This is a genomic window from Pseudodesulfovibrio thermohalotolerans (assembly GCF_021353295.2).
Classification (GTDB): Bacteria; Desulfobacterota; Desulfovibrionia; order Desulfovibrionales; family Desulfovibrionaceae; genus Pseudodesulfovibrio; species Pseudodesulfovibrio thermohalotolerans.
Genome location: NZ_CP120635.1, coordinates 2,007,826 through 2,025,566 on the forward strand (window position 1 = coordinate 2,007,826; position 17,741 = coordinate 2,025,566).

The window sequence follows — 17,741 nt, forward strand, 5'->3', positions numbered from 1 at the left end:
TTTTTTTAGGGCGTATTGATCCCCATACATCTTTATCAGGAGATCGAACCTCATGCATCATTTCGAACATCGGGACGGCGTTCTTTTTGCCGAGGAAGTCAGTGTTTCCGAGCTGGCAAGCCAGTACGGCACTCCGCTTTATATTTATTCCACCGCGACTTTCAAGCGGCATTTCCACGCTTTCGATTCCGCTTTCAACGAACTGGACCACCTGACCTGTTTTTCGGTCAAGGCCAACTCCAATCTGTCCGTGCTCAAAATGCTCGCCAAAGAAGGAGCGGGCATGGATATCGTTTCCGGCGGCGAACTCTACCGCGCTCTTAGGGCCGGTGTTGATCCCGGCCGGATCGTCTATTCCGGCGTGGGGAAGCGGGATTCCGAGATTCGCGAGGCTCTGGAAGCGCGTATTCTCATGTTCAACGTCGAGTCTTTGGCGGAACTGGAACGCATCAACCAGGTGGCGGAGGAAATGGGCACCGTCGCGCAAATCAGCTTCCGCATCAATCCGGATGTGGACCCGCAGACCCATCCCTATATTTCTACCGGAATGCAGAAGAACAAGTTCGGATTGGACATTGATCTGTCCATGGAGGCCTACAAGCGGGCCGCCGAACTCGCGCATATCGAGCCTGTGGGCATGGACTGCCACATCGGCTCCCAGTTGACCAGCCTGGATCCGTTCCTGGAGGCCCTGGACAAGCTCCTGGTCTTCTATGAAAAGCTCGGGGAGCTTGGAATCAAGATCAAGTATCTCGATCTGGGCGGTGGCCTGGGCATTCCCTACAACGAAGAGGAACCGCCCCACCCCGCCGAATTCGGCAAGGCGCTGAGCGAGAGACTCAAGGGGCTGCCTCTCAAGGTCATCCTTGAGCCCGGGCGTGTCATCGCGGGCAACGCGGGCATCCTGGTAACGGAAGTGGTCTATACCAAGTCCAATCCGACCAAGAATTTCCTCATTGTGGACGCGGCCATGAACGACCTGGTCCGCCCGAGCCTCTACGGTTCCTATCACCGCATCGCCGAAGTCGAGTCCAAGGGACGTGAGCCCAAGGTCTATGACGTGGTCGGCCCCATCTGCGAGTCCGGCGACTTCCTGGCCCGCGACAGGGAGCTGCCCGCCGTCGAACAGGGTGAGCGGCTGGTGCTATACTCGGCCGGAGCCTATGGCTTCACCATGTCCTCCAACTACAACTCCAGGCCGCGCGCCTGCGAGCTGTTGGTGGATGGAGACAAGGTCATTGTCGCCCGGAAACGGGAAACGTACGATGATCTCATAGAAAACGAACTCTAGCTCGAAGGGCCGGAGGTTCGCCTCCGGCTTTTTTTTCGGATTTGCCATGGCGCGATTGAACTCCTTCTTCCTGCCGGTGGACCAATGGCCTGCTAATTGCGGCGGCACCGTCATCCTCACCGGCCCCGAGGCCCGGCACATGGGCACCATCCTGCGCACGGAACGGAACCAGATGGTCCGTTTATTTGACGGACAAGGGCGCGACGGACTGTTCAAGGTGCTTGATATTGCAAAGAATCGCGCTGAATTGGAGGCCGTTGAGCTGGCCGAGCATCCAGAGCCCGAGGGCGGGTTGACCCTGGCTATCGGCTGGGGCAAATCCAAGCGGCGCGACTACCTTCTGGAAAAAGCCGTGGAGCTCCAGGGGCGTGGGATCGTCTTCTGGCGGGCCGTGCGCAGCCAGGGAACGCCGCCCGACGATCCGAAAGCCACCTGGAACGAGAAATTCATCCAGGCGGCAAAGCAATGCGGAGCCGTCCGCCTTCCTGATCTGGAGACGGTTCCCGGAGGTTTGGATGGATTGATTTCCCGTGCCGGAAATTTCGACAACCTCTATTTGGCCTGGGAAGCGGAAGAGGTCACCGTTCCTCTGTCGCCGTCAATGCTTTCCAAAGGGCGCACTCTTGTAGTAATCGGTCCCGAAGGCGGTTTTGACTTCGCCGAAGCGGACAGGCTTATCAAGGCCGGCTTTGTCCCGGTTACGCTTGGCCCATCCATCCTGCGGTGGGAGACCGCCGCCGTCTACTGCCTTAGTCTCGCCTTGTTTGGTGAACAGGATAGGTCATGAAACTGGAAATAGAAGAAAGCCACCCACTTGCCGACAGGATCAGGCCTGTCTCCATGGACGATTTCGTGGGCCAGAGCCACATCCGCAACCGGATCGAGGCCTTTGCCAAGTCCAAGCGTATGCCGAGCCTTTTGCTTTTCGGCCCTCCCGGCTGCGGCAAGTCCACCCTGGCCCTTCTTCTGGCCCAGATGACCGGGAAAAAATATTTGCGGGTCAGCGCCCCCGAGGCCGGACTGACCGCTTTGCGCAAAATGTTGCCGGGGCAGGAAGTCCTTATTCTCGATGAGCTGCATCGGTTTTCCAAGGCCCAACAGGACTTTTTCCTGCCCATCCTTGAGAGCGGCGAAATCACCCTGCTCGCCACCACCACGGAAAACCCCTCCTTCAGCGTCACCCGTCAGCTCCTCTCACGCCTTCACGTCCTGCGACTGCGTCAACTCAGCCGTGAGGAACTGATGGGCGTATCCCACCGCGGAGCCGAGGAACTCGGCGTGGACCTTGAGGAGGAAAGCCACAAGATGCTTGCGGCGATGGCCGGTGGCGACGCCCGCACCCTTCTGAATTTACTGGAATATACCGCAGAGCTTCCCAAGGACAAACGATGCCCTGAATGTTTGCGCGATTCCTTGCCCGAGATCGTGGTCCGGGGCGATCGCGACGGCGATTCGCATTATGAATTGGTCTCGGCCATGATTAAGTCCATACGCGGTTCGGACCCGGATGCGGCACTCTATTATCTCGCCTGCCTACTGGAAAGCGGCGAAGATCCGCGTTTCGTCACCAGGAGGCTGATTATTTCCGCTTCGGAGGATGTGGGACTTGGCGACCCGTTCGCCTTGAACCAGGCCATGGCCTGCCATCAGGCCGTGGAAGCCATCGGTATGCCCGAGGGATTCATCCCCATGGCGCAGACAGCGGTGTACCTTGCCCTCGCTCCCAAGAGCAATTCCACCTATGCCTCCTACCGGACCGCCCAAAAAGAGGTGCGCGAAAACGGACCGCATCCGGTCCCGCTTCATCTGCGCAACGCCACCAGTTCCTTGCAGCAGGAATGGGGTTATGGGCGTGGTTATCTTTATCCTCATAATTTCCCCAAAAGTTGGGCCGATCAGGACTACCTCCCCACCGAGCTTACGGGGCGTCGGTTCTACCACCCAAAGGACCAGGGCGAAGAGCCGAGGCTCAATGCCTGGTTGCGTCAATTCAAGAAACAACGATAATTTATTCCTGTAAAAAAGCCTGGTTGGAATCTCAACCAGGCTTTTTCTTCATGAAACACTTAAAGTTTTTTTTCAGGACTTTTTCTTATATAATTTGCGCCATTCATCCAGGAATAAAATGGATGTATCCAGGTCGTTCAGCTTGCCCTGCTGCTGCCTAACCGCCCAGACCAAGTCTTCAAAGGACACGTCTTCGGGCAGGCCGAGCCGGGACAACAGATCAAGGATGTTGCGCTTCAATTCGGGCGGATAGTCTACTCCGAAGATCGGAGAGGCGTCGCGCGGTTTGGGCCAGCCGGGAATCCGTTCGGCGGTGAACCGGAGCAGGGAATTCATGCGCTGCGCATAGGTATGGTCTTTGAGCACTCGGGCTCGCCCTCGGTCCGCATAAGCCTGCCGCTCCTCGGGGCGCGAGGAAAAGTATTCAATATTTTCAACGAGTTCATCCATGGACGAGAACGTCGCCAGTTCGTTTTCCGCGAAGGCCTCCGGCATGAGGGTTCGTCTGTCCACCAATTGAAACGCGCCGCAAGCGGCTAATTCGAAAGTGCGCGGATTGACGAAGTCACCGAACGTGACCAGCTCGTCGGCCTGAATGCTTGAATGTAAGTTGAGATTGATTTTGGTCGCGTTAAAGATTTTTACGCATTCTTCCGGGGTTACGCGAGCCCCCTTGAGTTGCACGAGCGGTTCGAGGACATGGTCGCCCTCCCATTCCGTGCCCCATATCTTGAAATCGAAATTGACCAGTTCGCGGAAGGCCTTGCGTCGGTTGGGATACCCCGCGCCCATGAACGAGACCTCGGAACCAAATTTGCGCCGTTCCACGGGCGACAGGTCCATGGGCCGATGGAAGTCCGGTTGGGCGGCCAGCGGCAGATAGAGCGCGTTCGGCTGGCCGATGGCGGCAAGGTCTTCGAAAAAGGCGCCTTTCTGTATCACGGCGAAAACGTCATACAATGGCGCGAACGCCTTCCAGTAGGTGAACAGGTTGTAATCCTCGACGAACCACATGGCCGTGGCCACTCCGTCGCGTCGAAGTCTTTTGAGGGCCTGTTGATTGAGCGGGGCCTGTGCCATGGCCAGGACCAGATCTGGCTGGAAGGTCTCCACCTTGGCCAGAATGGACTGGCTGACCACGTTCAGAAAGGAATTCTGCAAATAATCCAGGCGGTCGGTGGTCACCTTGAGGTCGCTCAGGGCGGTATATGCCGGGTAGAAGGCAGGAGCCTCGAAGACTTCGATCAGATGCCCGTCCTGCTTCAGTGCGGAAGCCGCGTACCGGCCGATGGGCAGGGAGCCGCCGTAGAGCGGCAGTATAACGAGAATACGTAGCGTTTCCATTAGGTTATCCCTGTATCCCGTAGTGCGTGTCAGCAGTCATCCAGTCCTTATCCCTGTATAATTGTTGGGCGAAAGTCTGTTCAAGTTCATCGAAGAGCGGTTCCGCGCCCGTAAGGTGGTGAAGAAGAAAGCGTCTCAACACTTCGCGCCGAGGCGCGTCCGGATCATGCCCGGCCATCGGAATGTAGGTCTGTCCCAAGGCGTCGAATTCCGATCGCAGGGTCAGGATACCGTCCGGGGAATGTCCGGGCTTTCCAGTGACCAGGAATCGCTGGAAGCCCGGATCGGCGAATCCGTTCAGGCATTTGACGTTTTCCTGGCAGGGAGCGGTCTCCAGGCACGGCAAGCACTCTGTCGAGGCCTGATAAACGATGTGGCCGAGGCCGTAGGGACCTGTCTCGAAGCACCAGGCGGAAGAAAGGAAGAATGCGGCCACCGGCGTGCCCAAATGGGCGGCGAGGTGCATGGTTCCGGTGTCCGGGGTTATCAGCAGGTCCAACCCGGCAACGGTTTCCACAAGTTGCTTCCAGTCGGTCCGGCCCGCCATATTCTCGGCGTTTCGCTGCACGGCCGCAGGCAGGTCCTTGATTACCGCCTGCCCTGCCGCCTGTTCGGTCCGGCCACCCAGGAGGACGAGACGTTGCGCCTTGCGCGAGCCGGCCAGAGTGGCCGCAATCCGGGCCAGCAGCGGCGCGGGGAGAGACCGTCTGGTTTCGCGACCGGCCAGAACCACGCCGATTCCGCCGCCTTTGGGCGTTGCCTCGGGATTGACCTGTCCGGGAGGGAGCATGTCCGGGCAATACGCTCCCCAGAAATCCACCAGATTGATGCCAAGCCGACGAAAACCCGACCAGCGCATGGCCATAGCGGGCCAGTGGCCGATGACTTCCTGGCCGTTGCGCCATGCATACCCTTCCACTTTTCCCGGGTCGAACAGAGCGGCCAGCCGAAAATTCAAGCCGGAAAAGTTGAGGTTGTAGATGGCGACAAAGTCCAATTCGACGAGTTCGGCAAAGACCCGCCGATTGTTATCCAGCATTTTCAGGAATGCGTTTTCGTCAGACGTTCCGGCACGGTGGGCCATGATCGGATGAAGGATCGCATCGGGATAAATCAGCCGGGCCAGCGGGGCCAGTGAGGCGTCCAGGCAAAGATGAACCGTTGCTTCCGGCCGGGCCAGAAGCGTTTTTATCAGCCGTTTGGTCTGGACGAGGTCTCCGAACCGGGCGAGTTGTATGACGAGGTAATTCTTCATGTTGAGTTCGCGTGTGTCAAAATCCTAGCGTAATTTCAATGATTCTTGCAAGAACCGGGCAATTTCCCATTTTACATGTTCCCGTGCATTGGTTATCAAGAGCCATGCGATATTACCCCATCTTCGTGAACCTGGAAAACAAGGGATGCCTGGTCGTGGGCGCGGGCGAAGTCGGCAAGCGCAAAATCCAGTCCCTGGTCGACTCCGGGGCAGGCAGCGTGACCATCATCGACACCCGCGGCGCAGACCCGGAAATGACGCCTATTCTGGCCCTGCCCAACGTCGACTTCCATTGCCGCGAGTTTGTCGATGACGATCTGGACGGCAAATTCCTGGTCATCGCCTGCACCTCCTCCGAAGAGGTCAACTGGCGCATCAGCAATCTATGCCGTGATCGGGGCATTCTTTGCAATATCGTGGATCAGCCCGAAAAATGCAGTTTCATCGTGCCTGCCACGGTCAAGCGCGGCGATTTGACCGTGGCCATCTCCACGGCGGGCCGCAGCCCTGCCATGGCCAAGCGCATTCGCAAGGAACTGCAGGAAAATTTCGGCGACGAGTATGCCAATTTGCTGACCGCCATGGGGCGCATCAGACCCCTCATGCTCGGTTTGGGATTGACCACGGCGGACAACACGGCGGTCTTTCGGTCCCTGGTGAACTCAGCTCTGCTCGACGCCATGAAGAACCGCGATCTTGACGCGGCCGCGCAAATTCTTAAAGAATCTTTACCCGACCCGCTGCACGACAACATCCCGGAGTTGCTTGATGGGCTTGTTTGATTCGCTCCATATCGTGATTATTGCGCTCTACGCGCTCGGCACAGTGCTTTTCCTGACATCCGTGTTCACGGAAAACGACCGGCTCAAGCGCATCGCCATTTGGCTCGCCGTTCTCGGTTTCTCCTTCAATACCGTGGACCTGGCCCTCACCCTGAGCCGTGATCCCTCCGCACTGAGCGGGGGCACTTTCTATTTCAACATCATTGGCTGGTGCGCTCTGGCCCTGTATTTCTTTTTGTGGTGGAGGTTGCGTCTTGAATACCTCGCCATCACCGCCCTGCCCTTCGCTCTGCTGCTGTTCGTCGCGTCCCTGGCTCTGGGCGGCATCAAGGTGGTCATGCCTCCGCATTTGACCGCCCTTTTCTTTGGTCTGCACATCGGCGCGTTGGTCCTGACCCTGGGGGCTCTCATCATGGCCTTCGGCGCGGGAGCCGCCTTCATCTATTACAATCGCAAGCTCAAAACCAAGGAGGGGCTGGCGCGCATGGGGCAGAACATTCCGTCCCTCGACAAGTTCGATACCGTCAACCGCTGGGCCGTGCTGATAGGCTTCCCGCTTTACACCTTGGGACTTTTCTCCACGTTCTTCTGGTACCTGATCGCGCCGTTCAAGCCGTTCGCGTGGGACATCATGAAGATCGGCTCGCTGGCTGTCTGGTTCCTCTACGCCTTCCTTTTCCATCAACGGCTGGTGCTTGACTGGCGCGGACGCAAACCCGCCATCCTGGCAATCTGGGTCTTTGCCGGAATGTGCATTTCCCTCATTCATCACACCATCACCTTCAGGGCCGTGCCATGAACAAGCAGATAATTCTCATTGGCCTCAATCACCGTACCGCGGGCGTGGAAGTGCGCGAAAAATTCGCCCTGACCGACGTGGACAACTTCGAACAGGGCCTTATGGCCAACTGTCCCGTGCAGGAGTGTCTCGCGCTCTCCACCTGCAACCGCGTGGAAATCGTGGCGGTGGTCAAAAACGTCCCGTCGGATCAGGCCATGAATGCCGTGATCCAGTATTGGGCCACGGCGTGCAACGGCTCCCCTGAACTCCTGATTGAAGATATTTATCAGTATTCGGATTTGGACGCGGTAAAGCACATTTTCTCAGTGGCCTCCTCGCTCGACTCCATGGTCATGGGAGAGCCTCAGATTCTTGGACAGCTCAAAGACGCCTACCGATCCGCCGTGGAAAAGGGAACAGCCAAAACCATCATCAACCGGCTGCTGCACAAGTCCTTCTCCGTGGCCAAACGCATCCGCACCGAGACAGCCATCGCCTCCAGCGCGGTTTCCATCAGCTATGCTGCCGTTGAACTGGCACGTAAGATATTCGGCGATCTCAGGCCCACCAAGGCCATGCTCGTGGGCGCGGGCGAAATGGCCGAACTTGCCGCCATGCACCTTCTCAGGAACGGTGTTCAGGACATCATTATCGCCAACCGCACCCTTTCGCGAGCCAGGGAGCTTGCGGACAGCCTGGGCGGGGAACCCATCCAGATCGAAAACATGCCTGACCGGCTGCATGAGGTGGACATCGTCATATCCTCCACCGGGTCTCCGGTGTCAGTGATCCGGGCCAGGGACGTCAAGGCAGTGTTGCGCAAGCGTAAAAACAAGCCGATGTTCTTCATCGATATCGCAGTGCCCCGCGACATCGACCCGGACGTCAATACTTTGGACAACGTCTATCTTTACGATATCGACGATCTCACCGAGGTGGTCGACGAGAACATGGCTCATCGCCAGGAAGAGGCCACCAAGGCTCGCGCTGTTGTGGACCTTGAAACAGTAACATTCGGCAAGTGGCTCAACTCGTTGAATATCCAACCCACCATCGTGGACTTGGTGGGCAAGGCCGAAGATGTGGCTATGCGGGAATTGCACAAAACCATGAAAAAGATTGGTCCGGTGGACGAAAGGACCCGAAACTCTCTGGAGCGGCTTGTTTTGTCCATCGCCCACAAGTCCCTGCACGAGCCCATCTGTTTTCTCAAGCGGCGCACCCAGGAAGAGGGATCGGCCGACCGATTCATCGATCTGGCCCGACGTATGTTCAATCTGGACGACGAGACCGTGCCGCCTGACGCACATTTGGACCGCAAGGCGGCGACTTGTTCGCCCGAAGAGATCGAAAAGTACGTTGAAGTGTCGAAAAAGGAACAATAATGCGCACATATCTCATAGACGATCTGACGGACAAGGACTACCAAACCGTGCTCAAAGCCTTTGACGACCTTGGTTTGCGCGGGTCTTTGGAGGGCATCTATTATCTTCCTCTGCCCGAAGATCTCCTTCAGGGCGAGCAAAAGGCCCACCTCGGCGATTGCGGCCCCTTCTTCATGGCCCTGGAGGGTGTCGAGTCCCCGGATCAGAACAGCCTGCGCCTTGAATTGCTCGTCCGCGCCCGCAACAAGATTCGTTGTTCCTGCGTGTCCTACGCCACCACAGCCCAGCGTGAGCATATGATCGAATACCTCGACCAGTTCGTCGAGGAGCTGGAAGTCTCTGTCTAGCATGACCAGTACGCCTGCCGATATCCCCTCGTCCCTGCAGGACCTTTTGCCCAAGTGGGCGCATTTCTGTCTCTATGTGGGGCGGTTTGTCGAAGAGGAACTTGGGGTCGATCTTGAGGGGCGCCGTGTTCTGGTCGGTTTTTCCGGCGGGGTGGATTCCACTGCCCTGCTCATGGTCCTGCATTATCTTTCCAAGCGGGCGAATTTTACCGTGGGCGCGGTGCATCTCGATCACTGCCTTCGTCCAGAGTCTGCGGACGACGCTGACTTCGCCCGCTCCCTGTGCGAAACACTCGGCATCGAATGCGTCGTCGAATCGCGCGAAGTGGCCCGGATGGCCGAAACTCGCGGCATCGGATGTGAAGAGGCGGGACGCGAAGCGCGCTATCGCCTTTACGCCGACCTTCTCCGGTCCGGCGACTACGATTACGTGGCCTTGGGCCATCAGTTGGACGATTTGAGCGAAGACGTGCTTATGCGTCTGATTCGAGGCACAGGCTGGCCCGGGCTGTCCGGTATGACCGGGTATGATCCGAAACGCGCCTTAATTCGCCCCTTGCTGCTCATCCCCAAATCCACGCTTGCGGCCTTCGTTACCCAATTGGGCATCCGATGGCGCGAAGACCATTCCAACACCGATTCGTCCATGACCCGTAATCGGGTGCGCAACGAGATTCTTCCGCTCATCGAACGGGAAAATCCCAACTTTTGGCAATCCGTGGCCCGGTTGTGGCGAATTGGCCGGGTTGAGCAGGATTTCTGGTCCAACCTTGAAAACGAGGCTTGTGAAATCCTGGATAATGCCCGTCTTGAAGGCTTGCACAAAGCCCAACGGCTTCACCTGTACAAAGCGTGCCTGGACCGTCTCGGCTCGGGGCAGGCTTTAGCGGATACGTTGTTCAAGCTTGACGAGGCGTGGCAGGAACATCGGAATAATGCCGTCTTTCAATTCCCTGGCGACAAGACTGCGACCGTAACCGTTTCAGGTGTGGTTTTCACCACCAAGGATTGACTTCCAGGCGGTCGCGGTATAAGAGCATGTGATCTTTTGCACAATGTGTCGAGATGACCAATAGGCATTTCGTTTTTCATCATCAGGAGGAATTATGAACATTCTGATTTTCGGTCCCAATGGCTCCGGTAAAGGCACCCAGGGCGACATCGCCAAGGAAAAGTACAACCTGGACCACATCGAGTCCGGCGCCATCTTCCGCAAGCACATCGGCGGCGGCACCGAACTCGGTCTGAAGGCCAAGGAGTACATCAACAAGGGCGAATTGGTTCCTGATGATATCACCATTCCCATGGTTCTGGATGTGCTGTCCCACTCCAAGAGCGGTTGGCTTCTGGATGGTTTCCCCCGCTCTCTGGTGCAGGGTGAGAAGCTTTGGGAAGCCTTGCAGAAGGACGGCGTGAAGCTCGACTACGTTATCGAGATCAAGCTGCCCCGCGATATCGCCAAGGCCCGTATCATGGGTCGTCGTCTTTGCGCCAACAACCCGAACCATCCCAACAACGTCGGCATCCCGGTCATCGCCCCCGACGGCGACAAGTGCCGTGTCTGCGGCGGCGCGTTGACCGCCCGCGAAGACGACCAGGATGAGGATGCCATCAACAAGCGTCATGACATCTACTACGATGACAAGACCGGCACCATGGCCGCCTGCAACTACTTCAAGGACTTGAAGGATGGCGGTTTCAAGTACATTCAGCTCGATGGCGAAAAGTCCATCAACGAGATCAAGGAATACCTGGTCAGCCAGCTCGACTAAGCTCGTTCGATTGACAACAATAAAAAGCCCCTCCGGTACTGCCGGAGGGGCTTTTTTGATAATGTGCGCCCCCCCTACCGAATTCGTCCCGCTCTCCCCTTCATAGGGGTGATCTGTTACGCCATCCGTGAAGACATTTGAAGAATAGTCATACGAGAAACAGTGCGTTGATTCGGCTGTTGCCGCGTGAATCCATCGTTTTATGGCGGGTCGTTGATGCTCACGCCCTTTCGCTTTGTCGGGAGCAGGGATGCTGCGTACGTCTCGTCGCCGGAAATGACTCTCCTTTCAAAGGGGGTTGTCGTCTCCGGTTATTGAATCGCGAAATTCTCTGCCAAACAGGACACCTTGTCGACGCAATAAAAAAAAAGGGAAGACCGTGAGGCCTTCCCTTTTCAATTCTATGTACCAGACTAGTAGATTAGTCTTCTTCTTCCGTTGCCTTGAGTTCGCTGGGGCCAAATCCGTAGAGGATCGGGCTGGCCACGAAGATCGAGGAGTAGGTACCCACGGTGATGCCGATAAGCAGCGCCAAGGCGAAGTCGTGAATGACGGAGCCGCCCATGATGTACAGGCAAAGCACGACCAGAAGCGTTGTGCCCGAGGTCATGATAGTGCGGGACAGGGTCTGGTTCACCGACAGATTGATGATCTGGCCGAACGGCATTCTGCCCTGCCTGGCGATGACGTTCTCGCGAATGCGGTCGAAGACAATGATGGTATCGTTGAGCGAGTAACCAACAAGAGTCAGCAACGCGGCGATGATGGTCAGGTCGAATTCCTTGTTCATGATGGAGAACAGGCCGACCGTGATGAGCACGTCATGGATGAGTGCCGCAACCGCGCCCAGGGCGTAGTTCAGCTTGAGATACCAGCACAAGCCGACCGTGATGAACAGAGCCGCCAGAATGAGCCAGCCCATGTCCAAGCCGAGAAGGCCCAGGCCGTATACGCACCCGCCCAGGGCCGCAGCCATGACCGCCGCCGCTGTCCAGCGTTGCTCGAATCTGCCGGAGATATACACGGCAATGAGCAGGACCGCGTAGAACAGGGCTTCGAGAGCCTGGGAACGAAGGTCCGCGCCCACCTTGGGGCCGACCATTTCGAGCCTTTGAATTTCGAAGCTTGCGCCGAGGTTGTCGGTCAACGCCTTGTTGATCTTCGTCCGAACCTCTTCGGAAGTGATGTCCGAGGAGGATGTGCGGATCAGGTATTCGTGGTCGCCTTCCAGGCCGATGGACTGTACCACCAGGCCGGGCAGGTTGACTTCTTTGACGGCTTCCTTGACGGAAGCTGCGTCGGTGGCCTTATCAATTTTGACCTGGACGATCATGCCGCCGGCGAAATCGATTCCGTACTTGGGGCCGCCCTTGATGAGCAGGGAGCCGAGACCGCACAGAATGAGGATCGCCGAGACAATGAAGGCTATCTTTCTTAAGCCGACAAAATCGATCTTGGTATCAGGTTTGATTATTTGAAGTCCCATTGTCGTCCCCCTAGATGCTCAGCTTCGCATTGTCGCTGCGGTTTTTCAGGTACAGGTCGAACAGGATGCGCGACACGAAGATGGCCGTGAACATGGAGGTTATGATGCCGAGCGTCAGGGTGACTGCGAAGCCGCGGATCGGGCCGGTACCGAACTGGTACAGGATGATGGCGGCGATGACCGTGGTCACGTTGGCGTCAAGGATGGTCAGGGTCGCCCTGCCGTATCCTTCCGCCACGGATTGACTGGCCGACAGGCCGCGCCTGAGTTCTTCGCGGATGCGTTCGTAAATGATGACGTTGGCGTCGACCGCCATACCGATCGTAAGAATGATACCTGCAATGCCCGGCAGAGTCAGGGTAGCGCCGAACGCCGCCAGACCGCCCATGATAAGCATGATATTCAGGATCAGCACGATGTCGGCCACCATGCCGCTGAAGCCGTAGTAGATGACCATGAAGACAAGGACCAGAGCCATGCCCACCATGGCGGACATGACGCCGTTGTCGATGGATTCCTGTCCGAGGGACGGGCCGACGGAACGCTGTTCTAGGATGGTCACGGGCGCGGGCAGGGAACCGGCGCGAAGCACGACCGCCAGGTCGCGGGCTTCCTCACGGGTGAAGTTGCCGGTGATGGAGGCACTGCCGCCCGAAATGCGCTCGCGGATGACCGGAGCGGAATAGACCTTGCCGTCCAGGACGATGGCCATCCGCTTGTTCACGTTGTCAGCGGTCAGATCGGTGAAGATCTTGCCGCCGCGCGCATTGAAGGTCAGCGAAACGTAAGGGGTGTTCCACTGGTCGAGCCGGACCTGGGCGTCGGAAACATATTCGCCGGTCAGCACCGCGTCCTTCTTGAGAACGATGGGCGATTCCGTATAGGAGCCGTTGGCCTGACGGTGCAGGAGCGAGGACAACTCGCGGCCGGGGGCCAGGATGCCCTGCTGGGCCTTCTTGAGATCGGCGGAATCGTCGACCATCTTGAATTCAAGATGTGCGGTCTGGCCGATGATCTTGATGGCCCGTTCGGGGTCCTGCAGGCCGGGCAGCTGGACCTGAATACGATTGTCCTGCTGCTTGCGGATGTCCGGTTCGGCCACGCCGAACTGGTCGATCCTGTTGCGGATGGTCTTGATGGCCTGTTCCATGGTCAGCTTTTCAATCTCGCTGCGGTACTTGGGCGACACGGACAGGATGTACTTGATCTTGTCGCCTTCAAGCGGAGTGCTTTGCTCGATGCCGAACGGAGTGGAATCCTTGATCACGCTTTCAAAGGTGTCCTTTTGTTCACCCTTGATGAGCGTAACCTCGATCTGGCTTTCATCCAGAACGGTCGGGCGCAGGATGTAAACTTCCTGCTCGCGGGCGGAAGCCTTGAGGTCGTCGCCCAGACGGGCCAGGCTGTTGTCCATGGCCGTTTTCATGTCCACGCCGAGGGTCAGGTGGATGCCGCCCTTGAGGTCGAGGCCGAGACTGACCCCTTTGCCCGGCAGAATCTTGCCGAGGGACGAGTCTTTTACGCCGGGCAGGGACGGCAGCATGAAGGCCAGTCCCAAGAGCACGACAGCGAGAGCGATGATGGCTCTCAAACGCAAACTTTGCATGAAATCTCCCTGTAATACAGAGTGGTTGCTACCGACCTGAGAACACCAGCGACAAACGCAAGCGCGGACCGGGCCACGTCGTGGTGGTCCGATCCGCACGAAGTCTCAGGTACTGGTGCAAGAACCTACTTCTTCTTGTCCGTCGCAGGAGCGCCGCCATCCCTGTCGGCAACGAAACCGCGCTTGATAACGACATTGACGCCAGAGGCGATCTCGATGGTCAGGTTGTCGCCATCGATATCGGTGATGGTGCCGAGAATGCCGCCGTTGGTCCAGACCTTATCGCCCTTCTTGAGTTCGTCGAGCATGGACCTGTGAGCTTTCTGCTTCTTTTGCTGCGGGCGGATGAGCAGAAAGTAAAAGATGGCGAACATCAGAATCAGCATGGGCAGGGGGCCGCCGAGGATGGCGCCGAGGCCGCCTGCTTCACCGCCGCCAGCGGGCGGAGCCATGGCATAGGCTACGGAATCGAAGAACATTGGTTCCTCCAAAGGTAATGAGTGTTGTATCTTCCCCGCCGTCTAGCAAGGGACGTACAGGTTCCCATACGGCCTGTGCGAAAACGGACGAATTTTCACGAAGTTCTCGCTTAAAATCGCCTTGCTGTCCAGCTTCAATTCATTGGCGTATTCGTTGACCAGCCCTTCGATGACCTTGAGATCGTCGGAGTCCACCGGAGTGGCCGTCAAACCGGGACCAAGCTGGTCCTCGGGAACGGTGCCGCGAACGTAGATCACGCCGCCGTGCATACCCGTTCCGAGACTCCGTCCCGCAATAGGCGCATCCGGCTTATCAGAAAACATACCCAAGAGCAAAATAATTCCGCCGGCCATATACTCGCCGAGGAAGTCCCCCGCCTTGCCGCCGACTACGATTTTCGGCTGGTGTTCGAGGTATGCCTTCATGTGGATTCCGACGCGGTAGCCCACGTCGCCCTTGATGAATATCTCGCCGCCGCGCATGGCGTAGCCGATGACGTCTCCGGCGAGACCTTCGATAATGATCCGGCCGTTGTCCATGGTGTTGCCCACGCCGTCCTGCGCGTTGTTGTGCACGCGCACCTTCGGCCCGCGCATGAACGCGCCCAGATCCTGCCCGGGAACGCCGTAGATGTCGAAGTTGAGATCGCCGTCAAGGGCTGTTGCCAGGTACCGCTGGCCGTTGCATTCCTTGATGATGAAGTCGGTCACACCGTCCCGGACAAGGCTGCGGATTTCCTCGTTGAACTGCTTGTAGTACGTCCGCCCTGCCGTGAGGGTCTTCTGTTTTCTCTTGGCTGCCATCTAATCCTCCAGATCAACGATGACGGGTTCGCCCGCCTTGGGCATCCAGACGCGGTCCAGATCGGGACAGACGTCGCGCACGGCCGATTCTTCGCTCGACATGAAGACCATGTCGTCCTTCTCGGCGACCAGGAGAGGCCGGAGCTTGATGCGGTCGTTGAGGCCCATGAGCCTGTTGTTGTCGGCCACAAGAATGGCGAAGGGGCCGTTCAGCATGGCCGGGCCGTAGGTGGCGCGCAAGGTGGTGTAAAGATCCTTTTCCTCATCGCCCATACGCTCGATTTCGTCCCAAAACGGCGGCGCGAAGCATTTGGCGGCCATTTCCCAGGACAGGCCGTGTTTGCGGATGAGCATGTCCAGCTCATAGGCCACGACCTCGGTATCGGTCATCATGGTGCAGAGGTAGTCGTGTTCGCACAGGTAGCGGCGGTTGATGCCGTAGGAGGATATCTCGCCGTTGTGCACGATGGACCAGTTGAGAATGGTGAACGGATGCGCTCCGCCCCACCAGCCCGGGGTGTTTGTCGGGAACCGGTTGTGGCCGGTCCAGATGTAGGCGCTGTACTCTTCGAGACGGAAGAAGTCGGCGATGTCCTCGGGGAAGCCCACGCCCTTGAAGGCGCCCATGTTCTTGCCCGAGGAAACCACGAAGGCTCCTCCGATAGTGGTGTTGATCTTCATGACAACGGCCACCACGTAATCCTCTTCCGGCAGTTCGCGGAACTCGTTTTCGGGCTTTTCGGGCACGGTCACGAAGTAGCGGTTGAACTTCGGCGGATTGGGAATGGCCAAGGTCCGACGGGTCGGGATGGGCTCATAGAAGTGCAAGTCGAAGTACTGCTTTATCATCTCCTCGGAGCCCTTGATGGCGGCATCGTCGTCGCACATCATGTGGAAGCAGTATTTCTCGGCGTGCTCGGGGTAAATGCCGTAAGCCGCAAACCCGCCGCCCAGGCCGTTGCCCCGGTCGTGCATACAGGCCATGGCCTGGATGGGCATGTCTCCGGGGATGAGGCCCCGCTTCTTGTTGATGACTCCGAATATCCCGCAGCCGGAGATATCCTTCTGGAAATCATAATATCTTTCAGGCGCTTTCATTCTATCCTCTCTCTAGTCGGGTTCCACGACGCCGGGGTTCCAGGTCTCCTTGAAGAAATCATCCGGCCACATGAGCACGTCGGGCTCACCGGCCAGGATCTGCTTCTTGGCATCCTCGGGAACGGTCATCTGGAACTTGACGAAGGCGGTGTACATGCCCGCCATGTCGATGTCTCCCACCAGCACGTAGCCGACCAGGCGGTCGTTGTGGAAGACGAGTTTGCGGTAGCTTTTCTTCTTTTCGTCCAAAGCGACGGCCATGTCGTAAGCGTCGTCGTTTTCGGGCGGATTGACCGTGCCCACGGAAATGGTCGGCAGGCCGTAGAAGGAAATGGAATTCATGGACAAGGAGCCGGTGAAGGGCACATCCGTGCCGGTCATGTTCTTGCCCGCGCAGAATCCCTGATTGTAAGCGTTGGTCCAAATGGGAATGACACGGTCGTCGCCGAACAGGAGGTCCTTGGCCTGAGCCACGTCGCCCGCGGCAAATATCCCTTCCGCGCTGGTGCGCATGTGGTCGTCCACCTTGATGCCGCGGTCCACTTCGATCCCGGCCTCCTTGGCCAGGTTGTAGTTGGGAACCACGCCGATGGCGATGACCACCACGTCGCATTGCAGGAAGTCGCCGTCGGTCAGGTGCACGCCTTTGAGGTTGCCCTCGGCATCGCGCTGAATCTCCTTGGCGGATACGCCGCAACGCACATTCAGGCCGACCTCGGCAAGTCGGGAACCCGCCAGGGAGGCCGCGTTCTCGTCAAAGGCGAGGCTCAGAATGCGCGGGGACAGCTCCAGTATGGTCACGTCCACGCCCCGGTCAAACAGGGATTCACCGGCCTTGAGACCGATAAGTCCGCCGCCGATGACTACCGCCCTCTTGATCTCCTTGGCTTTGGAGATGAGGGTCTGGGCGTGCGCCAGATTGGTGAAGTTGTAGACGTCGGCGCCGTCGGACCCCGGAATGGGCGGAGTGAACGGGATGCCGCCCGTGGCGACGAGCAGATTCTCGAATTCCACGGTGTCGCCCTTATCCGTGGTCACTGTCTTGGCCTTGGGGTCAATGCCGGTGACCTTGGTGCCGAGCATCAGGGAGACGTTGCTTTTTTCGTAGAACTCCTGGGGTCTGAGAGCCAGACGGTCCGGTCCGATCTTGCCCGCCAAAAGGTAGGAGATGAGCGGGCGGCCGTATGCCGGGGCGTCTTCGGCTCCGATGACCAGGATTTCGTTTTCGGTGTCGACCTTGCGGATGCCCTCGATGGCACCGATGGAGGCGATGCCGTTGCCGATGATGACGTATTTCATGGTCA

The 17,741-nt window shown here is 57.9% G+C and carries 17 protein-coding genes; 9 read left to right on the top strand and 8 right to left on the bottom strand.

From position 1 onward, the window contains the following. The first annotated feature begins 52 nt into the window (after positions 1-52). Genes lysA through LF599_RS09535 form a run of 3 tightly spaced genes read left to right on the top strand, consistent with a single transcriptional unit; the run spans position 53 to position 3,298 of the window. Positions 53-1,291: a diaminopimelate decarboxylase gene (gene lysA / locus LF599_RS09525; protein ID WP_279520570.1), complete on the top strand. Its 1,239-nt coding sequence runs from the start codon at positions 53-55 to the stop codon at positions 1,289-1,291. Positions 1,292-1,337: 46 nt separating this feature from the next. Next, a complete protein-coding gene (locus LF599_RS09530; RefSeq protein WP_269943673.1) occupies positions 1,338-2,078 on the top strand; it encodes an RsmE family RNA methyltransferase in 741 nt (246 codons plus the stop codon). Next, positions 2,075-3,298: a replication-associated recombination protein A gene (locus LF599_RS09535; protein ID WP_279520571.1), complete on the top strand. Its 1,224-nt coding sequence runs from the start codon at positions 2,075-2,077 to the stop codon at positions 3,296-3,298. The genes LF599_RS09530 and LF599_RS09535 overlap by 4 nt, the downstream gene beginning before the upstream one ends. 72 nt (positions 3,299-3,370) lie before the next feature. On the opposite strand, the gene LF599_RS09540 is transcribed toward LF599_RS09535, so the two are convergent. Further along, positions 3,371-4,642 (bottom strand): CgeB family protein, encoded by a 1,272-nt coding sequence (locus LF599_RS09540; RefSeq protein ID WP_279520572.1) that lies wholly within the window; start codon positions 4,640-4,642, stop codon positions 3,371-3,373. Between the two features lie 4 nt (positions 4,643-4,646). Continuing rightward, positions 4,647-5,897 (bottom strand): glycosyltransferase family 9 protein, encoded by a 1,251-nt coding sequence (locus tag LF599_RS09545; protein WP_269943672.1) that lies wholly within the window; start codon positions 5,895-5,897, stop codon positions 4,647-4,649. Positions 5,898-6,001: 104 nt separating this feature from the next. Between LF599_RS09545 and LF599_RS09550 the strand changes: the two genes are divergently transcribed. The 6 genes from LF599_RS09550 to LF599_RS09575 all read left to right on the top strand — a co-directional run bounded on the left by LF599_RS09550 (position 6,002) and on the right by LF599_RS09575 (position 10,964). Continuing rightward, positions 6,002-6,679: a precorrin-2 dehydrogenase/sirohydrochlorin ferrochelatase family protein gene (locus tag LF599_RS09550; RefSeq protein ID WP_269943671.1), complete on the top strand. Its 678-nt coding sequence runs from the start codon at positions 6,002-6,004 to the stop codon at positions 6,677-6,679. Continuing rightward, positions 6,666-7,478: a cytochrome C assembly family protein gene (locus tag LF599_RS09555; RefSeq protein WP_269943670.1), complete on the top strand. Its 813-nt coding sequence runs from the start codon at positions 6,666-6,668 to the stop codon at positions 7,476-7,478. The genes LF599_RS09550 and LF599_RS09555 overlap by 14 nt, the downstream gene beginning before the upstream one ends. Then, a complete protein-coding gene (gene hemA / locus LF599_RS09560) occupies positions 7,475-8,845 on the top strand; it encodes a glutamyl-tRNA reductase (protein WP_279520573.1) in 1,371 nt (456 codons plus the stop codon). The genes LF599_RS09555 and hemA overlap by 4 nt, the downstream gene beginning before the upstream one ends. Continuing rightward, the gene (locus LF599_RS09565; RefSeq protein WP_269943669.1) at positions 8,845-9,192 is read left to right on the top strand and encodes a hypothetical protein; all 348 of its coding nucleotides are present in this window, start codon (positions 8,845-8,847) and stop codon (positions 9,190-9,192) included. The genes hemA and LF599_RS09565 overlap by 1 nt, the downstream gene beginning before the upstream one ends. A 1-nt stretch (position 9,193) precedes the next feature. Next, positions 9,194-10,204, top strand: a complete 1,011-nt coding sequence (gene tilS / locus LF599_RS09570) for a tRNA lysidine(34) synthetase TilS (RefSeq protein WP_269943668.1) — start codon at positions 9,194-9,196, stop codon at positions 10,202-10,204. Positions 10,205-10,298: 94 nt separating this feature from the next. Then, positions 10,299-10,964 carry an adenylate kinase gene (locus LF599_RS09575; RefSeq protein ID WP_279520574.1) on the top strand — a complete coding sequence of 222 codons (666 nt, stop codon included), beginning with the start codon at positions 10,299-10,301 and terminating at the stop codon, positions 10,962-10,964. Between the two features lie 421 nt (positions 10,965-11,385). On the opposite strand, the gene secF is transcribed toward LF599_RS09575, so the two are convergent. From secF to LF599_RS09605, 6 genes are all read right to left on the bottom strand, one after another. Further along, positions 11,386-12,450, bottom strand: a complete 1,065-nt coding sequence (gene secF / locus LF599_RS09580) for a protein translocase subunit SecF (protein WP_269943666.1) — start codon at positions 12,448-12,450, stop codon at positions 11,386-11,388. 10 nt (positions 12,451-12,460) lie between these two features. After that, positions 12,461-14,056, bottom strand: a complete 1,596-nt coding sequence (secD, locus tag LF599_RS09585) for a protein translocase subunit SecD (protein ID WP_279520575.1) — start codon at positions 14,054-14,056, stop codon at positions 12,461-12,463. A gap of 125 nt (positions 14,057-14,181) precedes the next feature. Further along, on the bottom strand, positions 14,182-14,535 hold the full coding sequence (yajC, locus tag LF599_RS09590; protein WP_279520576.1) for a preprotein translocase subunit YajC: 354 nt from the start codon (positions 14,533-14,535) through the stop codon (positions 14,182-14,184). A gap of 42 nt (positions 14,536-14,577) precedes the next feature. After that, entirely contained in the window at positions 14,578-15,339 is a 762-nt protein-coding gene (locus tag LF599_RS09595; RefSeq protein WP_279520577.1) for a GltB/FmdC/FwdC-like GXGXG domain-containing protein, read from the bottom strand. Next, positions 15,340-16,437, bottom strand: coding sequence for a class II glutamine amidotransferase (locus tag LF599_RS09600; RefSeq protein WP_269943665.1), 1,098 nt, complete (start codon positions 16,435-16,437; stop codon positions 15,340-15,342). Positions 16,438-16,449: 12 nt separating this feature from the next. Further along, positions 16,450-17,736 (bottom strand): NAD(P)/FAD-dependent oxidoreductase, encoded by a 1,287-nt coding sequence (locus LF599_RS09605; RefSeq protein WP_279520578.1) that lies wholly within the window; start codon positions 17,734-17,736, stop codon positions 16,450-16,452. Positions 17,737-17,741: the final 5 nt, after the last annotated feature.

What these genes read in the sequence shown, in the direction of transcription:
- LF599_RS09530 (WP_269943673.1), top strand. Translation starts at nt 1,338, where the DNA reads ATGGCGCGATTGAACTCCTTCTTCCTGCCGGTGGACCAATGGCCTGCT.
- yajC (WP_279520576.1), bottom strand. Translation starts at nt 14,535, where the DNA reads ATGTTCTTCGATTCCGTAGCCTATGCCATGGCTCCGCCCGCTGGCGGC.
- secD (WP_279520575.1), bottom strand. Translation starts at nt 14,056, where the DNA reads ATGCAAAGTTTGCGTTTGAGAGCCATCATCGCTCTCGCTGTCGTGCTC.
- LF599_RS09545 (WP_269943672.1), bottom strand. Translation starts at nt 5,897, where the DNA reads ATGAAGAATTACCTCGTCATACAACTCGCCCGGTTCGGAGACCTCGTC.
- LF599_RS09535 (WP_279520571.1), top strand. Translation starts at nt 2,075, where the DNA reads ATGAAACTGGAAATAGAAGAAAGCCACCCACTTGCCGACAGGATCAGG.
- tilS (WP_269943668.1), top strand. Translation starts at nt 9,194, where the DNA reads ATGACCAGTACGCCTGCCGATATCCCCTCGTCCCTGCAGGACCTTTTG.
- LF599_RS09575 (WP_279520574.1), top strand. Translation starts at nt 10,299, where the DNA reads ATGAACATTCTGATTTTCGGTCCCAATGGCTCCGGTAAAGGCACCCAG.
- LF599_RS09565 (WP_269943669.1), top strand. Translation starts at nt 8,845, where the DNA reads ATGCGCACATATCTCATAGACGATCTGACGGACAAGGACTACCAAACC.
- LF599_RS09555 (WP_269943670.1), top strand. Translation starts at nt 6,666, where the DNA reads ATGGGCTTGTTTGATTCGCTCCATATCGTGATTATTGCGCTCTACGCG.
- LF599_RS09605 (WP_279520578.1), bottom strand. Translation starts at nt 17,736, where the DNA reads ATGAAATACGTCATCATCGGCAACGGCATCGCCTCCATCGGTGCCATC.
- secF (WP_269943666.1), bottom strand. Translation starts at nt 12,450, where the DNA reads ATGGGACTTCAAATAATCAAACCTGATACCAAGATCGATTTTGTCGGC.
- LF599_RS09595 (WP_279520577.1), bottom strand. Translation starts at nt 15,339, where the DNA reads ATGGCAGCCAAGAGAAAACAGAAGACCCTCACGGCAGGGCGGACGTAC.
- LF599_RS09550 (WP_269943671.1), top strand. Translation starts at nt 6,002, where the DNA reads ATGCGATATTACCCCATCTTCGTGAACCTGGAAAACAAGGGATGCCTG.
- LF599_RS09540 (WP_279520572.1), bottom strand. Translation starts at nt 4,642, where the DNA reads ATGGAAACGCTACGTATTCTCGTTATACTGCCGCTCTACGGCGGCTCC.
- hemA (WP_279520573.1), top strand. Translation starts at nt 7,475, where the DNA reads ATGAACAAGCAGATAATTCTCATTGGCCTCAATCACCGTACCGCGGGC.
- LF599_RS09600 (WP_269943665.1), bottom strand. Translation starts at nt 16,437, where the DNA reads ATGAAAGCGCCTGAAAGATATTATGATTTCCAGAAGGATATCTCCGGC.
- lysA (WP_279520570.1), top strand. Translation starts at nt 53, where the DNA reads ATGCATCATTTCGAACATCGGGACGGCGTTCTTTTTGCCGAGGAAGTC.